This is a genomic window from Endozoicomonas numazuensis, from assembly GCF_000722635.1.
In the GTDB taxonomy this organism is placed as follows: domain Bacteria; phylum Pseudomonadota; class Gammaproteobacteria; order Pseudomonadales; family Endozoicomonadaceae; genus Endozoicomonas_A; species Endozoicomonas_A numazuensis.
This window is the reverse complement of the sequence record NZ_JOKH01000003.1, coordinates 512113-530363: the sequence shown is the minus strand read 5'-3', so window position 1 is coordinate 530363 and position 18251 is coordinate 512113. Positions and strand designations below refer to the sequence as shown.

The 18251-nt window shown below is 47.0% G+C and carries 11 protein-coding genes; 4 read left to right on the top strand and 7 right to left on the bottom strand.

Translation table 11 applies throughout. From position 1 onward, the window contains the following. Position 1 precedes the first annotated feature (1 nt). The 4 genes from GZ78_RS15080 to GZ78_RS15065 form a co-directional block, all read right to left on the bottom strand. Entirely contained in the window at positions 2-1420 is a 1419-nt protein-coding gene (locus GZ78_RS15080; RefSeq protein WP_034837600.1) for a V-type ATP synthase subunit B, read from the bottom strand. Between the two features lie 815 nt (positions 1421-2235). Then, complete coding sequence (argF, locus tag GZ78_RS15075; RefSeq protein ID WP_456236231.1) at positions 2236-3267, bottom strand: ornithine carbamoyltransferase; 1032 nt, start codon at positions 3265-3267, stop codon at positions 2236-2238. A gap of 1008 nt (positions 3268-4275) precedes the next feature. Continuing rightward, positions 4276-4998: a PepSY domain-containing protein gene (locus GZ78_RS15070; RefSeq protein WP_034837597.1), complete on the bottom strand. Its 723-nt coding sequence runs from the start codon at positions 4996-4998 to the stop codon at positions 4276-4278. Between the two features lie 429 nt (positions 4999-5427). Beyond that, positions 5428-6684, bottom strand: a complete 1257-nt coding sequence (locus GZ78_RS15065; protein ID WP_034837596.1) for a valine--pyruvate transaminase — start codon at positions 6682-6684, stop codon at positions 5428-5430. Positions 6685-7057: 373 nt separating this feature from the next. On the opposite strand from GZ78_RS15065, the gene GZ78_RS15060 reads away from it, so the two are divergent. Continuing rightward, complete coding sequence (locus GZ78_RS15060) at positions 7058-8386, top strand: hypothetical protein (RefSeq protein WP_034837593.1); 1329 nt, start codon at positions 7058-7060, stop codon at positions 8384-8386. 358 nt (positions 8387-8744) lie between these two features. Here GZ78_RS15060 and GZ78_RS15055 read toward each other — a convergent pair whose 3' ends face one another. Beyond that, complete coding sequence (locus GZ78_RS15055; protein ID WP_034837592.1) at positions 8745-9779, bottom strand: AraC family transcriptional regulator; 1035 nt, start codon at positions 9777-9779, stop codon at positions 8745-8747. Positions 9780-9787: 8 nt separating this feature from the next. After that, entirely contained in the window at positions 9788-10738 is a 951-nt protein-coding gene (locus tag GZ78_RS15050) for a GGDEF domain-containing protein (RefSeq protein WP_051786215.1), read from the bottom strand. 196 nt (positions 10739-10934) lie between these two features. Between GZ78_RS15050 and GZ78_RS15045 the strand changes: the two genes are divergently transcribed. The 3 genes from GZ78_RS15045 to GZ78_RS15035 all read left to right on the top strand — a co-directional run bounded on the left by GZ78_RS15045 (position 10935) and on the right by GZ78_RS15035 (position 17556). Continuing rightward, positions 10935-12362, top strand: a complete 1428-nt coding sequence (locus GZ78_RS15045; protein WP_034837589.1) for an ATP-binding protein — start codon at positions 10935-10937, stop codon at positions 12360-12362. A gap of 306 nt (positions 12363-12668) precedes the next feature. Continuing rightward, entirely contained in the window at positions 12669-15443 is a 2775-nt protein-coding gene (locus GZ78_RS15040) for a TonB-dependent receptor (RefSeq protein ID WP_081869878.1), read from the top strand. 172 nt (positions 15444-15615) lie between these two features. Next, positions 15616-17556 (top strand): phytase, encoded by a 1941-nt coding sequence (locus tag GZ78_RS15035; protein WP_034837587.1) that lies wholly within the window; start codon positions 15616-15618, stop codon positions 17554-17556. A gap of 28 nt (positions 17557-17584) precedes the next feature. On the opposite strand, the gene GZ78_RS15030 is transcribed toward GZ78_RS15035, so the two are convergent. After that, positions 17585-18004, bottom strand: coding sequence for a hypothetical protein (locus GZ78_RS15030; RefSeq protein WP_152558755.1), 420 nt, complete (start codon positions 18002-18004; stop codon positions 17585-17587). Between the last annotated feature and the right edge of the window lie 247 nt (positions 18005-18251).

Here is an 18251-nt window from a genome sequence, read left to right as displayed (position 1 = left end):
TTTACGCCTCTGTATGAGCCGCAGCGCCAGCTGCTTTATCCGCGCCAGCCTCTCCATCAGCCTTGGCGAACTCTTTGGCTTCGGCGAGACCGGGCCAGTATTTGTCCAGCAGGCTCTGTTTTAGCAGGGTTTCTTCTGGCTCAAAGCATTCAGCCAGTGTCTGCCAGCACAGATCCAGAGCTTCTTCCAGACTCATTCGGGCATCAAGAATCATGAAGCGACTCTTGAATTTGTCACCGAACCGAATGGCTTTGAGGTCATAACTGGACAGCTCAAAGGCCATAGCCTGTTTCTGCTGAGCATTCACAGAATCCGAGTAGAAGCGGATCATGGTGTTCATGATGTGAGCGTGATCGTCACGGGTTTCTTTACCCTGAACCATCTGTTTCAAACGGGACAGAGAGCCGAATGGGTCGATAACACCGTTGTGCAGGTAAAACTGACCTTCAGTGATATATCCGGTGTTATCAGGAACAGGGTGAGTGACATCGTTGCCTGGCATGGTGGTGACGGCCAGGATGGTGACAGACCCCGCCCCTTTGTAATCACAGGCTTTTTCGTAACGTTTGGCCAGCTGTGAGTACAGGTCACCCATGTAACCCCGGTTTGCCGGAATCTTGTCCATGGCGACACCGATTTCTTTCATGGCATCCGCGTAAGAGGTCATGTCGGTTAGCAGCACCAGAACTTTTTTGCTTTCTTTCACTGCAAAATGTTCTGCCACGGCCAGAGCCATGTCAGGGGTCAACAGGCGTTCAACCGTTGGGTCAGATGCCTGGTTAGTGAACATGACGGTACGGGAAGATACACCCGCTTCTTCAAAGGCTGTACGGAAGAAATGGTAATCGTCAAAGATCAGACCCATACCGGCGAAAACCACTACGTCAGCCTCAGCCTGAATAGCAATACGAGCAAGAAAGCGATTGTAGGGTTCACCCGCCACGGAAAAGATAGGGATTTTCTGAGATTCAACCAGCGTGTTGAATACGTCAATCATTGGAACGTTGGTTCGAACCATTCTTGACGCCAGTACACGACGGACAGGGTTTACTGATGGGCCATCGATTTCAATTTTGGGGTCCTGTTCCAGAGCAGGGCCACCGTCAATGGGTTCGCCAGCACCGTTGAAGATACGGCCCAGAATGTTAGGAGAATAGGTAGCCTTCATTGGCTCACCCAGGAAACAGACGGCGGCATCTGTAGACAGGCCCTTGGTCCCTGCAAATACCTGCAGGGAAACTTCTTCATGATCGATCTTGATGATCTGGGCCAGGGAATACACCTGTCCGCTTTGTTCGATCATCGCCAGATCGCCATAACTGGCCCGGGCATTACCTGCCGTCAGGTTAGGCACTTGAACGCGAATCAAGTCACCAACAATGCTGAGAATGTTAGTGTATCGCAATAGACTCTGGGGCATTGCTGCTCCTCTATACTGCTTGGGAACTGAAAAAACGAAACGATTGACCGAAGAAGGGATCAAAACGGTACGGATTTTTCGATGTACCTGTACCCAATGAAGCTTGGCTTATGCAGATTCATCGAAAAATGTTGTCAGCCGTTACTGATCACAATCTTTCTGGCCTAAAACACAGGCCCATCTCCATAGAGGATGGACGTTTCAGAACCATTCGGGCTCGGGTCAACAAGCCTTCGGTTAGTCATCTGTTACCTGTCGCCTATAAGATTGAGGGACAGACGATCAGGTAAGACCGGGTTGCTGATTATTCTGGATGATAGCCCTGATAAGTTAGCGCTATAGTTCAGCCAGCAACCCGGATGCAATGCAAAATTTACTCAATAGTAGACAATTCCAGACTTGTCAGCGTCCAGACTTTGTCAAGTTTGTTTTTCTTTGACCTTGATCGAACAAAATCCTCAGACCCTGCTCGTTTATTTCGTTGATAATCAGGGGCGTGTTCCCGATGCCCTGATTATAAAAGTTGAGAGCAATTACTTCGTCTTGTTCCCTGGTGCAACTTGGCGTTATACCCCGTACCGTTCGCACTGAGCCTGTCGAAGTGCATGACCAGCAGGCTCAGGATGAACGGGGTCTGCATGGTAATTAACGCTTGCCTCCTGGGAGGCTGACCGAGAATAGACAGCCCGGCCTAAAATCCAGAAAGAACGGCCATCTTTTCCACTGAATTTGCTTAAATAGGTCCACTATTCGCACAAATCCAGTGAAAAAGCTGACTCGTTCTACTGAATTTTATGCTCGGACGCTATTCTCGGTCAGCCTCCCAGAGTGGCAACCATTACGGCCTTGATGGTATGCATGCGGTTTTCTGCCTGATCAAAAACGATGGAGTGTTTTGACTCAAAAACGTCTTCAGTGACTTCCAGTCCGGACATGTCGTATTTGCTGGCAATCTCCTGTCCAATGCTTGTTTCATCGTTATGAAAAGCAGGCAGACAGTGCAGAAAACGAACGTTTTGATTGCCCGTTTTTTCCAGCATGGAGGTATTCACCTGGTAAGGTTTCATGAGGCGAACCCGCTCGTCCCAGGCTTCTATAGGCTCTCCCATAGAGACCCAGACATCGGTGTAAATAAAGTCACAGCCGGCTACAGCCTCTTCAACAGACTGGGTGACCGTGATTTTTGCACCGGACTTTTCTGCTAGTGGCTGGCAGAGCGCCAGTAATTCTGGCGTTGGGGTGTAACCTTCCGGGGCGGCAATTCTGAAATCAACGCCCATTTTGGCACAACCCACCAGCAGCGAATGGGCAACATTATTTCGGCCGTCGCCAACATAGCAAAGCTTGAATTCATTCAGAGGGCGGTTGTTGCCATGTTCCAACATGGTCAGAAAATCTGCCAGAACCTGAGTCGGGTGCCATTCATCCGTCAGGCCATTCCAAACGGGAACGCCAGAATATTCAGCCAGTTCTTCTACATGCTGCTGAGAGTGGCCACGAAATTCGATACCATCGTACATTCTGCCCAGAACTCTGGCCGTATCTTTAACAGACTCTTTACTGCCCATCTGAGACCCACCGGAGATATACGTCACATTGGCACCCTGATCAAAACTGGCTACTTCAAAAGCACAGCGGGTGCGAGTGGACGCTTTTTCAAAAATCAACGCGATGTTGCGACCCTGAAGAAAACGGGGTTCATTTCCGTTTTGCTTGGCCTGCTTCAGTTGAGCAGACAAATCCAGCAGAGCAGAAATATCTTCTGCAGCGAAATCCAGCAGTTTCAGGAAGGAGTGATTGGGCAGTCTGAAATCCATCGTTTTACTCTTGCTTTTCGTTTGGCGCATGGCTGTTTGCTATGGACATGACGCAATAGATCAGTCATTCATCCTTGGATGATAGGACTGAGCGGCATTTCTGGCGGGTTGCATTGAAACCGTCTGCCAGTCTATGTGTCCTGCAGGCAAAGAGGCTGCAGGGCTGTTTTTTGAATCATGGCTGATCGAGCAATACTGGGTGTCTGGTCACATCACGATAAGAGATGAGGTTAGGCTCCTGACACTTTGCATACTCTTTCGAACCGACCATCATCCATAGCTCATGCCTCACTGTCCAGACTTGCCAGGTAATACAGTGGCAGACAAAAAAATAGAACCAGGTCTTTCTATGGAGAAGTAGCTTTATTCTCAGCAAGCTGGATTGTGCAACGGGCTTTTATCATCTGCAGGGCTGGAACACGGAATGTAGGGTTAATGACTCTGTTATGAACATTTGTCGCACATTCCACGGGTGTTCCAGACGTACAGATGCACGGCTGCACTCGACTCCGACAGGCTCTAGGAGGCTGACCGAGAATAGACAGTCCGGCCTAAAATCCAGAAAGAACGGCCATCTTTTCCACTGGATTTGCTTAAATAGGTCCACTATTCGCACAAATTCAGTGAAAAAGCTGACTCGTTCTACTGAATTTTATGCTCGGACGCTATTCTCGGTCAGCCTCCTAGGAGCCTGACCGAGAATAAACAGCCCGGCCTAAAATCCAGAAAGAACGGCCCCTTTTTCCGATGAATTTGATTGAATAGGCCCACTATTCGCACAAATACCTCGAAAAAATGGCCTCGTTCTACTGAATTTTATGCTCGGACGCTATTCTCGGTCAGCCTCCTAGGGTATATGCGCGAAAACGGGATAGCACTACGTAGAATTACGTTTACTGCCGCTGATCATAGTAGGTAGCGGTCCTCGGCATCAGTGAGTACTGACATTAAGGTTTTGATATTAATTAAATATTGGATGGGTACTCCGCTTTCTTGTCCAGAAAGTACTCAAAGTTTGCAATACGGGTTGTCGGATTTTTAAAATGGCGATGGATAGGAGCGGTCTTCAATGACATCACCGTTGGTGGCGTTTACCATTAGCCTTTTCTTTTGACGACTTTCGTCAAGATAATAAACTTCCCGAACCTGCTGGTTTTTCCAATGAGCCAGTCCGGTTTTTAGAATCACCATATTCTTGTGTGTTTGTCTTGCTTTTGTAATGACTTGGTCCAGGCTAACAAGCTTGCCTTGGGGGGTCATTGTGTATGAATATTCATCTACGATCATGCCTGTATAGGCATCAAGCGTCGTATTCCAGCGCTTATGCTTCTTGTCTATAAAGTCGATGATCCGAACCGTTTGGCCATTACGCTGATCTATCCGGGTTTTGAGAATCGCAGCCACATGATGTTTGCTTCTGACTTTTTCGAGGGTTTTCTCCAGTGATATGGGAATCTGTAATTGAGCGACTTCAATTATTTTTCCTGACAGGGCATCTACAACGGCTCTCTGGTTGTTATTACTGCTCTCTTTAAAGTCAATCACTCTTACCAGACGTTTGTCTTCTTCGGTCAGACGTGCAGCCTGAAAGACAACGTGTCCGTACTTTTTCCGTATCTGACTGATAATTTGTTCCAGGGGTACCAGTTGGTTGTCCTTGATGGGGATGGGCGTCGAGTTTTCAGCAAAGCTGCCAGTCACCATCATCAGTGCCAGAATCAGGGCTCGACAGCAGCAGGGTAGAAAAAGGTTTTTGTACATAACACAGTACCTGAGGCTCCACTGTTGTATGTGTGGGGCCATAGACGGGATTTTATTCAACCTGGAATAGCAAAAGAAGATATGAATTTACATGTTGGTCGAAAGAGCCGTATTTACTCTTGATGCCTCAATAGGTGGTCAGGGTAAATACGTAATGAACTAGCTTCTAATGTAGATTTGAATGGATGGAATGCAAGCCGGGACTGAATATTTCTCGTACTCTTTCTTTTTCTCAATCTTAAAAAGGACAAAAGTCGTATATATCATCCAATTTTTGTTGAAACTGTTCAGGGGGGGGGATCGCTGAGCGGGTGTTTTTCCCAGCTTTTTTATCTGAATGTAATCTGTCGTCTAAAAACCCTGTTCAGGCTCCGTAAAAATCAGAGCCTGAACAGGGTTGAGGAACTGGCTGTATAACTACAGCAGCCCTCAGGCTTGCTGATAAGCCTTTCGCACTTCTTCGGCAATAATGGCAATGCCGCGCTCAACGGTTTCATTATCACGAGTGTAAGTCATTCTCAGACACTCATGTTTGTGTTCCCAGTGATCATCGATTCCCGGGAAGAAATAGTGACCGGACACCACCAGAACATTGCGCTTCTTCAATCGCTCGTAGAGCTCCTGGCTGCTGATGGGCAACCCTTCAAACCAGAGCCAGAGGAACATGGCACCTTCCGGTTTGTGAACCTTCCAGTTGACCCCACTGAAATGTTTTCGCAATGAAGCAACGGCAAATTCAGCCTTGTCCTGATAGTAGGGGCGGATCACATTCTTGCTGAGATCAATGATGCTATCGTCCCGGATCATATCCAGCACGATGAGGCTGCCAAAGCTGTTGGGTGCCAGGTTCATGATGGCATTAATACCCGAAAGAGCTCTGATTACCTGTTCATTAGCAATGACGATACCGGTTCTGGCAGCGGGCAGGCCCAGCTTGGACAGGCTGAGGCAAAGAATGGTGTTCTCATTCCAGTCCGGATTGGCATCACTGAAGATCAAGTTGGGGAATGGGGTGCCATAGGCACCGTCAATGATCAGGGGGATATCATGTTCCCGGGCCATTTCATCCAGTCGGCTGACTTCCAGGTCGGTCAGAACATTGCCGGTTGGATTGGTCGGACGGGAGGCACACAGCGCACCGGTACGCTTATCGACTTTCAGACTGCCGAAATCAACATGGTACTTGAACATGTGGTCATTAATGATTTCGATTTCAGGCTTGTTGGCCAGAAAGAAATCATCACTCAGACCCGCGTCACCGTAACCAATATATTCGGGTGCTAATGGCAACTGAATACGCTTGTGGCTGCCATCATCATAGTCACCGGCAAACATATTGAAGAGCATGAAAAAGGCGGCCTGACTGCCATTGGTCAGGGCAATGTTTTCAGGCCCCAGTTTCCAGCCAAACTGACGGTTCAGAAATCGGGCCATTTCATGAACAAATTCTTTCTCACCCTGAGGTGGGTCATAAGTGCCGGTGAGGCGCGTGAATTCGGATGGACTGTCGACGATCTTTTGAAGGCGTTGACGAAAAGTCTCTTCCACTTCAGGAATATGGGCAGGATTACCTCCTCCCATCATGATCATATCCTGACCACCGGCCAGTGCATGGCCCAGATCATCCATAAGCTGGAGTATGCCGGAATGACGGGTAAATTTCGTGCCAAATGTGGAAAGCTTCATGCTTGCCTCAGGTTCTCAATTAACGGCTGTGAACAGCTCAACTTAGAATGGAAAGACTTTCGCTGCTACCCGGTAAAGTCCGGAAGGACCTCCCGTAAGAAAACAGTACTCAGCGAAAATTGCCGCCAGGGTGCGTGCAGTCATTCAAATCATCTGAATGGCAGCGCTTTTATACAGGGAGTTTGTCAGTCTTCAAGCTCAAAGCCTCCTAGACAGACTCCTGAGAAATACCACGGGAGTTTAACTGAGATTATCTTTTTGTGCATAAGATGTTTGTAGCGCTTTGTATTGGCAGAGTTAAAACCAGCAGCTATAACTATTGATTCATTAAAACGGTTCGATTTCCATGGTACGAAGAGTTTTCAGGGTATTAATGTTCTTACCCCTGTTTCTGCTGATCGGGTGGGGTGCTCTTCAAGCTTCTATGGATGAACAACCGGGTATCCCTTTCCGTCATGAAGCTCTGCTACTGTTTTTTCTGAATCCTTTATTGGATGCCTACGCTCCCATTAACCCCGCTCTGATGATGAACAAGTTCCAGGTGAATGGCTTGAGCTCACAGGATGTATTTTTTGAGCCGGTTTTGGGCAAAAGCCTTATATCACTCTACAGCGGATTGCCTGGAATCATGCAATGGGGTGGAGTGATTAGTCGCAGCAGCAGTGATGAGGGGACACCTCCCAACGGAAGGAGCACTCCTGCCGATGAGGATGATGATCTGGAAGAGGAGGAGTCTTCTACAAGTGGGGTTGTTGCGGCTGGGGGAGAGGATCGTAAGGATAATAACGAAGATGAAAACCGGGCTGAGCCAGAGGACAAAAAGGATCCAATTTTGTGCTGGCATTGTCAGGACAAAAGGGTTTGTTGGCAATATTCCTGCTGTGACAGAGGGCTTTGTGAAGACTGCTATCGGGGATTTGGAGTTTCCCCTGTTAAATGTCCATGCTGTGGCAAGAGCAGAAGGCCCAGGGTTAGTTGTCAGCTCTGTCCAGTCGATCATGAGCCAATGGAACTCGACCAGCCGGGGTTCATGGTGCACCTTTATACGGAGCACCTGCAGCAGCGGTGTCGGGCAAGAATCAATCAGATCTGCCAGCATTGCAGCCAGCCCATAGCGTTATTTCTTCCTTTACAAGAACTGTTGAGTGCTCTGTTATCGCACTGTTATGCCTTTTGTATTTTTCCTGGCTGTGGGACTGTTTTGACGGCAGAAAATGACAATACTGCTCACTTTGAGTCCTCTCATAAGGGGCAGGCCGGGTGTCCGATATCGGTTTGTCCTATGAATCAGCTGGCGAATATCCAGCCCTCTGCTTCGCACATGAACAGCCATTTGCAGTACAGCTGTTGTTTTTGTTCTGTGTCTTTTAATAATCTGCAAACCCTGCAAACCCATCTGACAACCCATATACAGTCTTACAGTTGTAGTATCTGTCAGGGTCATGCCGGGCCATCTTTTCTTCTTATGCTGGTGAATAACGTGCAGCAGGTTCAGGTGGCAGCGGTGCCACTGAATTCGGAAGAATCCATGATAAATCACTGGACGACCGTTCATTGCCAGATTAATTGTCCGTTATGCGCGTTCCATCATCAAGGTTGTGATGATGTGAGTATGCAGGAGCATATTGACAATGAATGTTCGAGAGTTGACCGGTTATCGAGGCCTGTGCAAGAACAGGGAGAGTTGAATCTTGGGCCCTAGGAGGCTGACCGAGAATAGACAGTCCGGCCTAAAATCCAGAAAGAACGGCCATCTTTTCCACTGGATTTGCTTAAATAGGTCAACTATTCGCACAAATCCAGTGAAAAAGCTGACTCGTTCTACTGAATTTTATGCTCGGACGCTATTCTCGGTCAGCCTCCTAGGAGCCTGTCCGAGAATAGACAGTCCGGCCTAAAATCCAGAAAGAACGGTCATCTTTTCCACTGAATTTGCTTAAATAGGTCAACTATTCGCACAAATTCAGTGAAAAAGCTGACTCGTTCTACTGAATTTTATGCTCGGACGCTATTCTCGGTCAGCCTCCTGGATTTGAGGTGATCCTGAACCTGATTCATAGTCAAATGCAGTCGCTGCGAAACAGGCTGGGAGTCATACCCGTCCAGCGCTTGAAAGATCGTCTGAAATTGTTGATGTCATTGAAATTCAGGTACTCGGCAACCTGCTCATTGTTGTAGCTTTTGTGTTGAAACAGGTAGAGCGCAATCTGTTTTCTGATTTGATCCTGAAGGTTCTGGAAGCGTGCACCGTGTTTTTTCAGCTTGCGTTTGAACGTTGCAGGGCTCATGTGAAAATGGGAAGCGGTTGACTCAAGGGAAGTTGATTGCCTGATGTGTTCGTGAAGGTACTGAATGACAGCATACAGAAAACTATTGGGTTGCTGCGCTACGGTCACCTGACACTGTTGTCTGGCTACGGTATAGGCGGTGGAGTCGTCTTTCCACTTCTCGAATAAGTAATCCACAGGGAGTTGCATGACACAGAACTGGGCATCGAAGGAGAGGTGGGAGCCAAGATTGACCTGGTACTGTTCAATGTGCTCCGGCTTTGGGTAGTTAAAGCTGAACTGCCATGGGGCTTTTTGAGTATTGTTCCAGCGACCGAGGTGACTGAATGCCGTCATCATGGTTTCAAGCATGAACCGCTGGTTTTTACCGGAGCCAGCAGTGTCGTAAAAATAGATATGGCAATAGTCTTTATCAACCACTTTATGTGGCGTGATTAAGGGAGAAATCAAAGAGTGGCACAGACAGGCAATATCCAGTGCTTGATTGAGATTAGCCGACTGTAGCAAGGCATCAGTGACCGAACCATAATTGCCCGGAAAGATTCGATGACCAAAAACAAAAGACAGATCGCTGCCTGTGTATAAGTATTCACTGTTTTCAATCAATTTCAGAAACTGGGAGGGTGCTATTGCCAGATGACCTTGAATAACATCCTCGTAAAAAATTCCCGTGTGCCGAAGCAGTCTGTTTTTTTCAATACCCCGACTGCCGAGAATGTCCATTAATGTTGCGGGCTGCTGGTGGGCAACAATAAAACGACTGTCGTTTTCCAGCCATCGCAGCTCTGTTGAGTCATGAGTGGTCATCCATGCTCCTATGCAGCCTGAATCGGCTGTCTGTTGTTGTTCTGGTGCAGCGTCGCTTCTTCCTTGGCTTTCAGCAGAGCCTTGTTGGCCCTTTCCAGAAGCGTTTCAGCAGAAGATTCCAGAGCGGTGACTACGCCTGAGCTGATCGTGTGATAGAGCGTTTCGCCTGTGAGCGTTTTGAAAGCAAAGTGCTCACAGCTCTGCTGTAGCTGATCTGCGATCAGGTTAGCCAGACTCTCTCCGGTTTGTGGTAATAAAATGGCAAACCGGTCACCGGCAAACCGGCAGATCAGATCACAACGCCTCAGGTTCAGGGTCAGCAATTCCGAGATTTCCAGCAGTAGTCGATCGCCTTCATGGTGGCCGTGTTGATGATTGATGTGATGAAAGTGGTCGATATCCAGCAGAATTATGGAGGTGGCTTGCAGTTGTTCCGGACCTGATTTCAACTCTCTGGCCAGCTGTTGTTTTAAATAAACGGCACTGGATAGACAAGTAACCGGATCGTAATGACGATGGTCGCGAAACAGTCGCTCGCGTTTTTGTAACTGTTGATTCAGGCTGATCTGTTCTTTATGCCAGTGGTATAACCCTAAAGTCAGCAGAATCATACCCGCTGGCATAGGGGCCGCCTCAATCCATGATGCCCACTGAGTGCCTTCTGGCAGTCTTATGATTTCATCAAGAAAATCCTGGAAGCTGGCAATGAAAAAACAGCTCAGACCCGCTACCAGCAGATGGGTGACAGGGCCCGGGGGGCGACTGCAAAGTACCAGAGCAATCCAGCAGGTGGACAGCATTACGGCGCCCCCTTCACCAAAAATATCCAGCCAGTCGACATCCTGTTGTAATTTGATTTCTCCGGCAGCCAGGTTAAGCACTATCTGGACATTGGTGATAAGCAGAATCACCAGAATCTTGTATTTATGCAGCGCCAGTAATTGTTTTGCGTTATTCATCAGACATCCTGCATCCATGTGAACGAATACCATTAAATGACGTAATGATGAAAAATTGATGACAAAAGCTCCGATGGGTCATTTCAGCTCAGGGGTAGCCATGATTTTTTTAAAAACGTGAAATATAAGATCAATCTGTTGGCTTTAGTTTGTTTTTTTCTATGATTAAGATCAAAGTGTTGATTTTGGTGGCTCTATGATTACGATTTCAGAAAAAGAAATAATGACCCGCTTTTACTTTGATAACCCTTGGTGGGACTCTCAGGAGGTTGAAGGAAGGTACAAGAGTTTCCCCAGACGATTTTATTTTGAGCCTTTTTACAATCTTGTCAGAGAGTCATCTATAAACCGAGCTGCTGTTTTGATGGGATCAAGACGTGTAGGCAAAACAGTTATGGTTTTTCAAACGGTTGACAGGCTGCTTGATGAAGGGGTTGATTCAAGAAATATACTTTATGTTTCTCTTGAAACACCCATGTATACAGGGCTCTCACTTGAAAAAATTATTAATTTTTTTAAAGAGGAATTTTCCCACAGCAGAGATAGTGAACTCATTATTATTTTTGATGAAATACAGTATCTACCCGGCTGGGAAGTTCATTTGAAATCTCTGGTAGATTCATATCCTTCGTATAAGTTTGTGGCAACAGGTTCTGCTGCAGCTGCATTAAAGCTGAAGAGTCGTGAGTCAGGAGCTGGAAGGTTTACTGAGTTTCTCTTGCCACCTCTCACTTTTGCTGAATACATTTCATTCATTGGAAGGGCTGATGAACTTATTACATTTGAGGAAAACGATGGCGATGGTTATTGGTGTGCTAAAGACATTAATAAGTTGAATGATGAATTCGTTAATTATCTTAATTTTGGAGGTTATCCTGAGGCTGTCTTTTCTCCTCTTGTGCAAGCTGAGAGTTCAAGGTATATAAAAAGCGACATAATCGATAAGGTTCTCTTGCGTGATCTTCCCAGTCTTTACGGAATTAATGATGTTCAGGAGCTCAATAAGCTTTTTAATACTATTGCTTATAACACTGGTAATGAGATAACACTGGAGTCTCTTTCCAAGTCTTCAGGTGTTTCAAAAAATACAATTAAAAAGTATATAGAGTATCTTGAGGCTGCGTTTCTAATTAAAATTGTTCATCGCGTTGATATCTCGGCTAAAAAATTCAAAAGAGCCACCACATTCAAGGTCTATCTAACGAATCCTTCAATGAGGGCAGCCTTGTTTGGTCCGGTAACTTCAGATCATGATGCCATGGGGGCTTTGACAGAAACAGCGATATTCAGTCAGTGGGTACATAATGAGAATATTGAAAATTTACACTATGCGCGTTGGAATAGCGGTGAAGTTGATATTGTCTGGTTAAATCTTGCGACCCAAAAGCCATACTGGTGTGTTGAGGTGAAGTGGTCTGATTTACCTTGCTCTGACACAAGAATGTTGAAAGGGTTAATCTCTTTTGTCAAACAGCATAACTTGCCAAGTGGGCTAGTGACCACCAGGACAGTGATGAGAGAGAAAAATATTAATAATACAGAGATACGATATTTACCAAGTGCAGCGTATACCTATGCGCTAGGAGTGAATATTTTGAAGGGGATTTCACAAAGAGTGCAGTGAAACACATTTAGATTGACCTGAATGTCGTTACCAGTCAATTTAGCTCAAAATCTGTTTTTTCATGCTCATCATCTGTCATTTTCAGGGCAACCCTGTTGCTCTGTCATAAATCTGCAAATTTTTCCGCTTAAATTTTTCTCCAGATTTTGGTGAAAGCTCACAAGATGTGGGCAAGCCAGAAAAGGATTTTCAAACCACTATTTAATAACAATTTAATAACAATTTAATAACAATTTAATAACAATTTAATAACAATTTAATAACAATTTAATAACAACAAAAGCTCGCAGGAATCAGGGGAACATCATGCAATCGGGAAAAAACACCCAGGCTGCAAGGCAAAGGAATCATCAAAAACGTTTCAAACCCGCTGTTCTGGCTATTGCCATTGCATCGGTGTGTGCAGTCACCACTATTCAGGCTGATGGCCGGGTAGAAGGAAGTTACAAAGTCGAAAAGGGCAATGTGGGTCTGCAAGGAGCTCTGGTTCGTATTGAAGAACTGAACCTTGAAACCACTACTGCCCGGGATGGCCGCTTTGATTTCCCTCCGGTAAAAGCAGGTACCTATACCCTCACCATTAAATACCTCGGTGCAGAAACCCAGACCAAAACAGTGGTAGTGACTGACGATCAGGTCAGCAACGAAGCTTTTGTTCTGGCTTCTTCTGACAAGACCGAGCAGGTGTTGGTGGTTGGGCAGGCGTCTAACATTAACCGCGCTCTGAATCGTCAGCGTGCTGCAGACAATATCATCACGGTGGTGAATGCTGACGCTATTGGTCAATTGCCGGATGCTAATGCTGCTGAGTCTTTGCGTAGAATTCCCGGTGTTTCTGTTGAGCTGGATCAGGGGGAAGGACGAAAAGTCAGCGTTCGCGGACTGTCTCCCGATCTTAACTCAGTCACCATTAATGGCGTCACTGTACCTTCTCCCGATAAGGATGACCGCTCGGTTAACCTGGATGTGGTGTCCTCAGATCTTCTCGAATCTCTGGAAGTGACTAAAAGTGTGACACCTGATATGGATGCCGATTCCATTGGTGGCAGCGTCAATATCAAAAGTCTTTCAGCTTATGACCGTGACGGCTTCTTCTACAAGCTGAACGCTGAAGGTTCAAAAGACGACAATACCGGTGATACCAGCCCCAAACTCGCGGGCACTGTCAGTGATGTCTTCAGTGTTGGAGATGGAACAGACAATCTTGGGGTTGCAGCCGGTGTCAGCTGGCAGAAGCGTAAGTTTGGTTCTGATAATGTTGAAACCGGTGGCAAGTGGGCTTTTGAAGATGATGGCACTGCCAAGCTGGAAGAGGTCGAACTGAGAGATTATCAAATTACCCGCGAGCGTCTGGGGGCCACTCTTAACTTTGACTACAAGTTGAATCGCGATAATGAGCTATATCTGCGCACACTCTACAGCGAGTTCAAAGACACTGAATTAAGAAATTCAGTAACTGCTGAGTTTGATAGCCCGGTAGCAGCGGGTGAAAGTGGTGAAATAAAAGAACCCAAACGTGAGCTAAAAGACCGGAAAGAAATTCAGAAAATTGTGTCAACCGTATTCGGTGGCACCAGCCGAAACGATGCCTGGACCATCGATTACAGTGCCAGTTACAGCCATGCGGAAGAGAAAAAGCCGAATGCGGTGGAATCGGCTTTTGAATCTTCCTCTAATGTTGCAGGCAGTTTTTCTGATACTAAAAAACCAAAGATTACTGCTGTCGATGGCTTCTATCAGGCGTCCAACTATGAATTCAAGGAAGCCGAAGTTTCTGATTCCAAAACGACAGATAAACTCTATAACTTCAAGCTGGATATTTCCCGCGACTTTGACTGGAATAACAACCCGGCCATGGTCAAGTTCGGTGGCAAGATCAGTCGAAGGGACAAAGAGGCCCATGAAGATGTATGGAAATATGAAGATTTCCCTGATACGGATATGGCCAACTATGTAAAAGGTTCTGTGGACTATGCTCTGGGTCGATTCGGGCCTGAAGTCAATCCGTCCGCAGTAAAAGCAGCATTAGGATCGGCTGGAACAAAAGAGAAGGACCTGGAAAAGTCGATTGTGAATGACTACACCCTGCAGGAAGACATTAATGCTGCTTATCTGATGGGTAAAGTGGATATTGAAAAGTGGCGCTTCATGACCGGTGTTCGTTATGAAGGCACAGACTTTAAGGCTTCCGGTTATCAGTTTGATAAGGATTCTGAGGTTGCCACAAAACGTAAGGTTAATAAGGACTATGGCCACTGGCTGCCCGCTTTGCATGGGCGTTATCGTATTGACGACAACACACTGATTCGTGCTGCCTGGACGCACTCTGTCGTAAGGCCCACCTTTGAGCAGGCTCGTCCCGGTTTGCTGCTTGACGATGACAAGGCTGAGATAGGAAATCCAAACCTGAAGCCTGTTGAATCCAGTAACCTTGATCTGGGTATTGAGCATTACATGGGCAGGGCCGGTGTTATTTCTGCCTTTGTTTTCTACAAGGATCTGGAAAACTTTATCTACAACACCGATCTGGCCGGTACCCCGGGCACGTTTGAGAATTTCAGTGAAGCGAAGATAGCCCAGAATGGCGACAGTGGTCATGTCTATGGAATGGAGCTGGCTTATTCCAAGCAGTTCTCCGAGCTGCCTTATCCCTTTAATGGACTGTTGGTCAATGCCAACGCCACCTTTGCAGATTCTGAAGCCGAGGTAAAAGGCGCCAAGGGCAATACCCTGGTAACGCGTGATGTGGCTTTGCCCGGGCAATCCGATGTAACGGCCAACCTGATTCTGGGTTATGAACTGGATCGTCTGAGTCTCAGGCTGTCTACCCATTATAAATCCAGTTATCTTGATGAGATCACCAAAGTATCTGACAAACGTTTTGATCTGTATGTCGATGATTATACTCAGGTGGATTTCTCTGCCAGCTACCAGCTGACTGATGAGTTGAATATTTTCTTCCAGGCCGTGAATCTGACCGATGCTGCTTTCTATAAGTATACCGGCAAAGAGAAATACAACGCTCAATATGAAGAGTACGGCACTGCGTGGAAGCTGGGTGTCACTCTGAGTAATTTCTAGTGCAGCCAAGCGTTATAAACCATACCGTTCGCCTGCATCCTTCGACAGGCTCAGGATGAACGGAGCCTTTATGGTAGTTAACGCTTGGTTCACAGGTAGAAAACAATGACAGGGGAAATACCAGCAGGTGGGCCCTCTGTGGGAATAGACAGCTAGAAGCTAAAAATATCTGATGATGATAAAAACAATAAAATATTTGTCGTTTACTGTTGGCCTGGTTGCCATGATGGCCACTTTAACTGGCTGCAACAGTGAGCCTGAGCTAAAGACCCATGCCATTCAGAATACTGAAGGGCTGTCGGGCGAAACGGTCATTCCTTTGGGGAGTGAAGATCAGCCTTTCTGGCTGGTGACCAGTGAAAGTAAGGGGCTCTTGTTACTGGATGAAGATGGCAGGGTCCGCAGCCAGATCAAAGGCAGTAATGAACTGCTGGATATACGACAAAACGTCGTGATAAAGGGGCAGTCAGTGTTGCTGGCTGCCAGTGTTAACAAGGAAACTAACCGTCCGATGTTAGTAGCCGTGAATACACAAGAGGGCACTCTCAAGTCAGTGGCGAGCTTACCATCACCCACCTTTGATATTGATGGTATCTGTCTCTACCGGGACACTCAGCAACATGTCTACCTGTTTATGCTCAATGGCAGAGGGGCAGGTCAGCAGTGGCTGGTCATTGACGGGGAGACTCAAACTCCTCTCTCAAGAGAAGTGCGTGAACTGACTCTGCCGCCATTAAGCAGTGACTGCAGTGTTGATGATACGACAAATGCTCTCTATATCTCTGAAGAAGGTATCGGTGTCTGGAAGTACGGTGCTCATCCTGAAGCCGCTCTGGGTCGTCAGGTGATTCATCTGGTACAGCCTCACGGTTCAAGTGCTGAAAGCGTAGCCGGCATTTCTGCCTTTCCCGGTGGTGTCATGGTTGTCGATCCTGATACGGCCACCCTCAGTGGTTATAAGGTTGAAGGGGATACCGTTGAAGAAGCTTTTGCACTCAAAGTGGCAGGTGCACAGACGCCCGAGTCTGTCGGGGTAATCCGGGCATCGGATTCAACGCTGCGTGTTGGTCTGTTTGATGATGAAACCGATCAGTATCTGGCGGCGGATGTGGATTGGAAAGCATCAGCCGCACCTGAAGACAGTGAGCTGATCACCATTCTGCCCGAAGTACAGACACCGGCTATGGGCCGCTTTGGTGACGTGGCTGACGATCCGGCCATCTGGGTTAACCCTGAGAATGCCAGCCAGAGCCTTGTTTTGGGAACCAATAAAAAGCAGGGATTGTTTGTTTATGATCTTGAGGGCAAGGAGCGGCAATCTTTCTCTACGGGCCGTTTGAATAATGTGGATGTTCGTTATGGCTTCGAGCTGGGTAGAAAAACGGTAGATATTGCAACGGCCAGTAACCGTACGGATAACAGTATTGCAGTGTACAGCATTGATCGTACAACAGGTCGCTTAACAGAGTCAGGCCGGGTGAAAACCGATCTGCCAGAGATTTATGGTCTTTGTATGTATCAGCCTGAGCCAGGACGTATTGATGTTTTCGTCAATGATAAGGATGGTACGTATCAACAATACCAACTTAAAGTCCGTGGTATGCGTATTTCTGGAACCAAAGTTCGTACCTTCAAAGTTGACAGTCAGCCGGAAGGGTGTGTTGCCAACGAAGCGACTCAGCAGTTGTTTGTGGGTGAGGAAGGGGCGGGTGTCTGGGTGATTGGAGCTAACGATAATGATGGCGTCAAGTTGGAGCCTGTAGCGAAAATCGGTGGGCAGCTGGTAGACGATGTCGAAGGGATGGCCGTCTACTCACAGGAACAACAGTCTTACCTGGTAGTGTCCAGTCAGGGTAATGACAGTTATGCGGTTTTCGATACAGAAAAACCTTATGCCTACCGAGGTTCATTCCGTGTGGGTTTGAATGCTGCCAAAGGGATTGATGGAGCGTCTGAAACCGATGGTTTGGATGTCAGTAGTGCCAACTTTGGAGGCGTTTTCTCTGAAGGTATGCTGGTGGTTCAGGATGGCAGAAATCATATGCCATCCAGTCCTCAAAACTTTAAATACATTCCCTGGAAGTCTATTCAATCAGCTCTGAAGCTCGATTGATTCAGATCAGGACGCAGTTTTCTGCGTCCTACCTCACCATACCGATAAACTGCAGAACAGAACCATTCGGATGATGGATGTATTGCAACCCGGTGAAGCCCTGGGTCTGAAAGGTGTTCTGTAGACGATGGACCATCGGATAGCGCATTTTGGTCAGTAGCTTGCCGGACAGTTTATCGAAGAAAAGAATATCCAACCCCTGCATACCCTGTTGTATCGCCACTGTGAAGGCCGGAAACTCATTCATTTCCATGGATTGAGCCCTGGATGAAGCATTCCCGAGCATGAGTGGCAGTGTAACGGCATACCCCTTGGCCTCAGGATCTTTCTGAAAATAAAAATTCAGGGCTGCCTCTTGTTGGGCTCCGGCAGTCTGAGTTCTGGCCTGAGTCAGTGGCGAAATGAGCAGGACGCAGAGGCTGGCCAGTACCAGAGTGATCCTTTTCATCAGGGTTCCTTTCATCAGAGTCTCTGCTGTTATGTCTCGACAGCCAGCCTAAAAACATAAGTTTTGCTGTGCCTCATTCCTAGGAGGCTGACCGAGAATAGACAGCCCGGCCTAAAATCCAGAAAGAACGGCCATCTTTTCCACTGAATTTGCTTAAATAGGTCAACTATTCGCACAAATTCAGTGAAAAAGCTGACTCGTTCTACTGAATTTTATGCTCGGACGCTATTCTCGGTCAGCCTCCTAG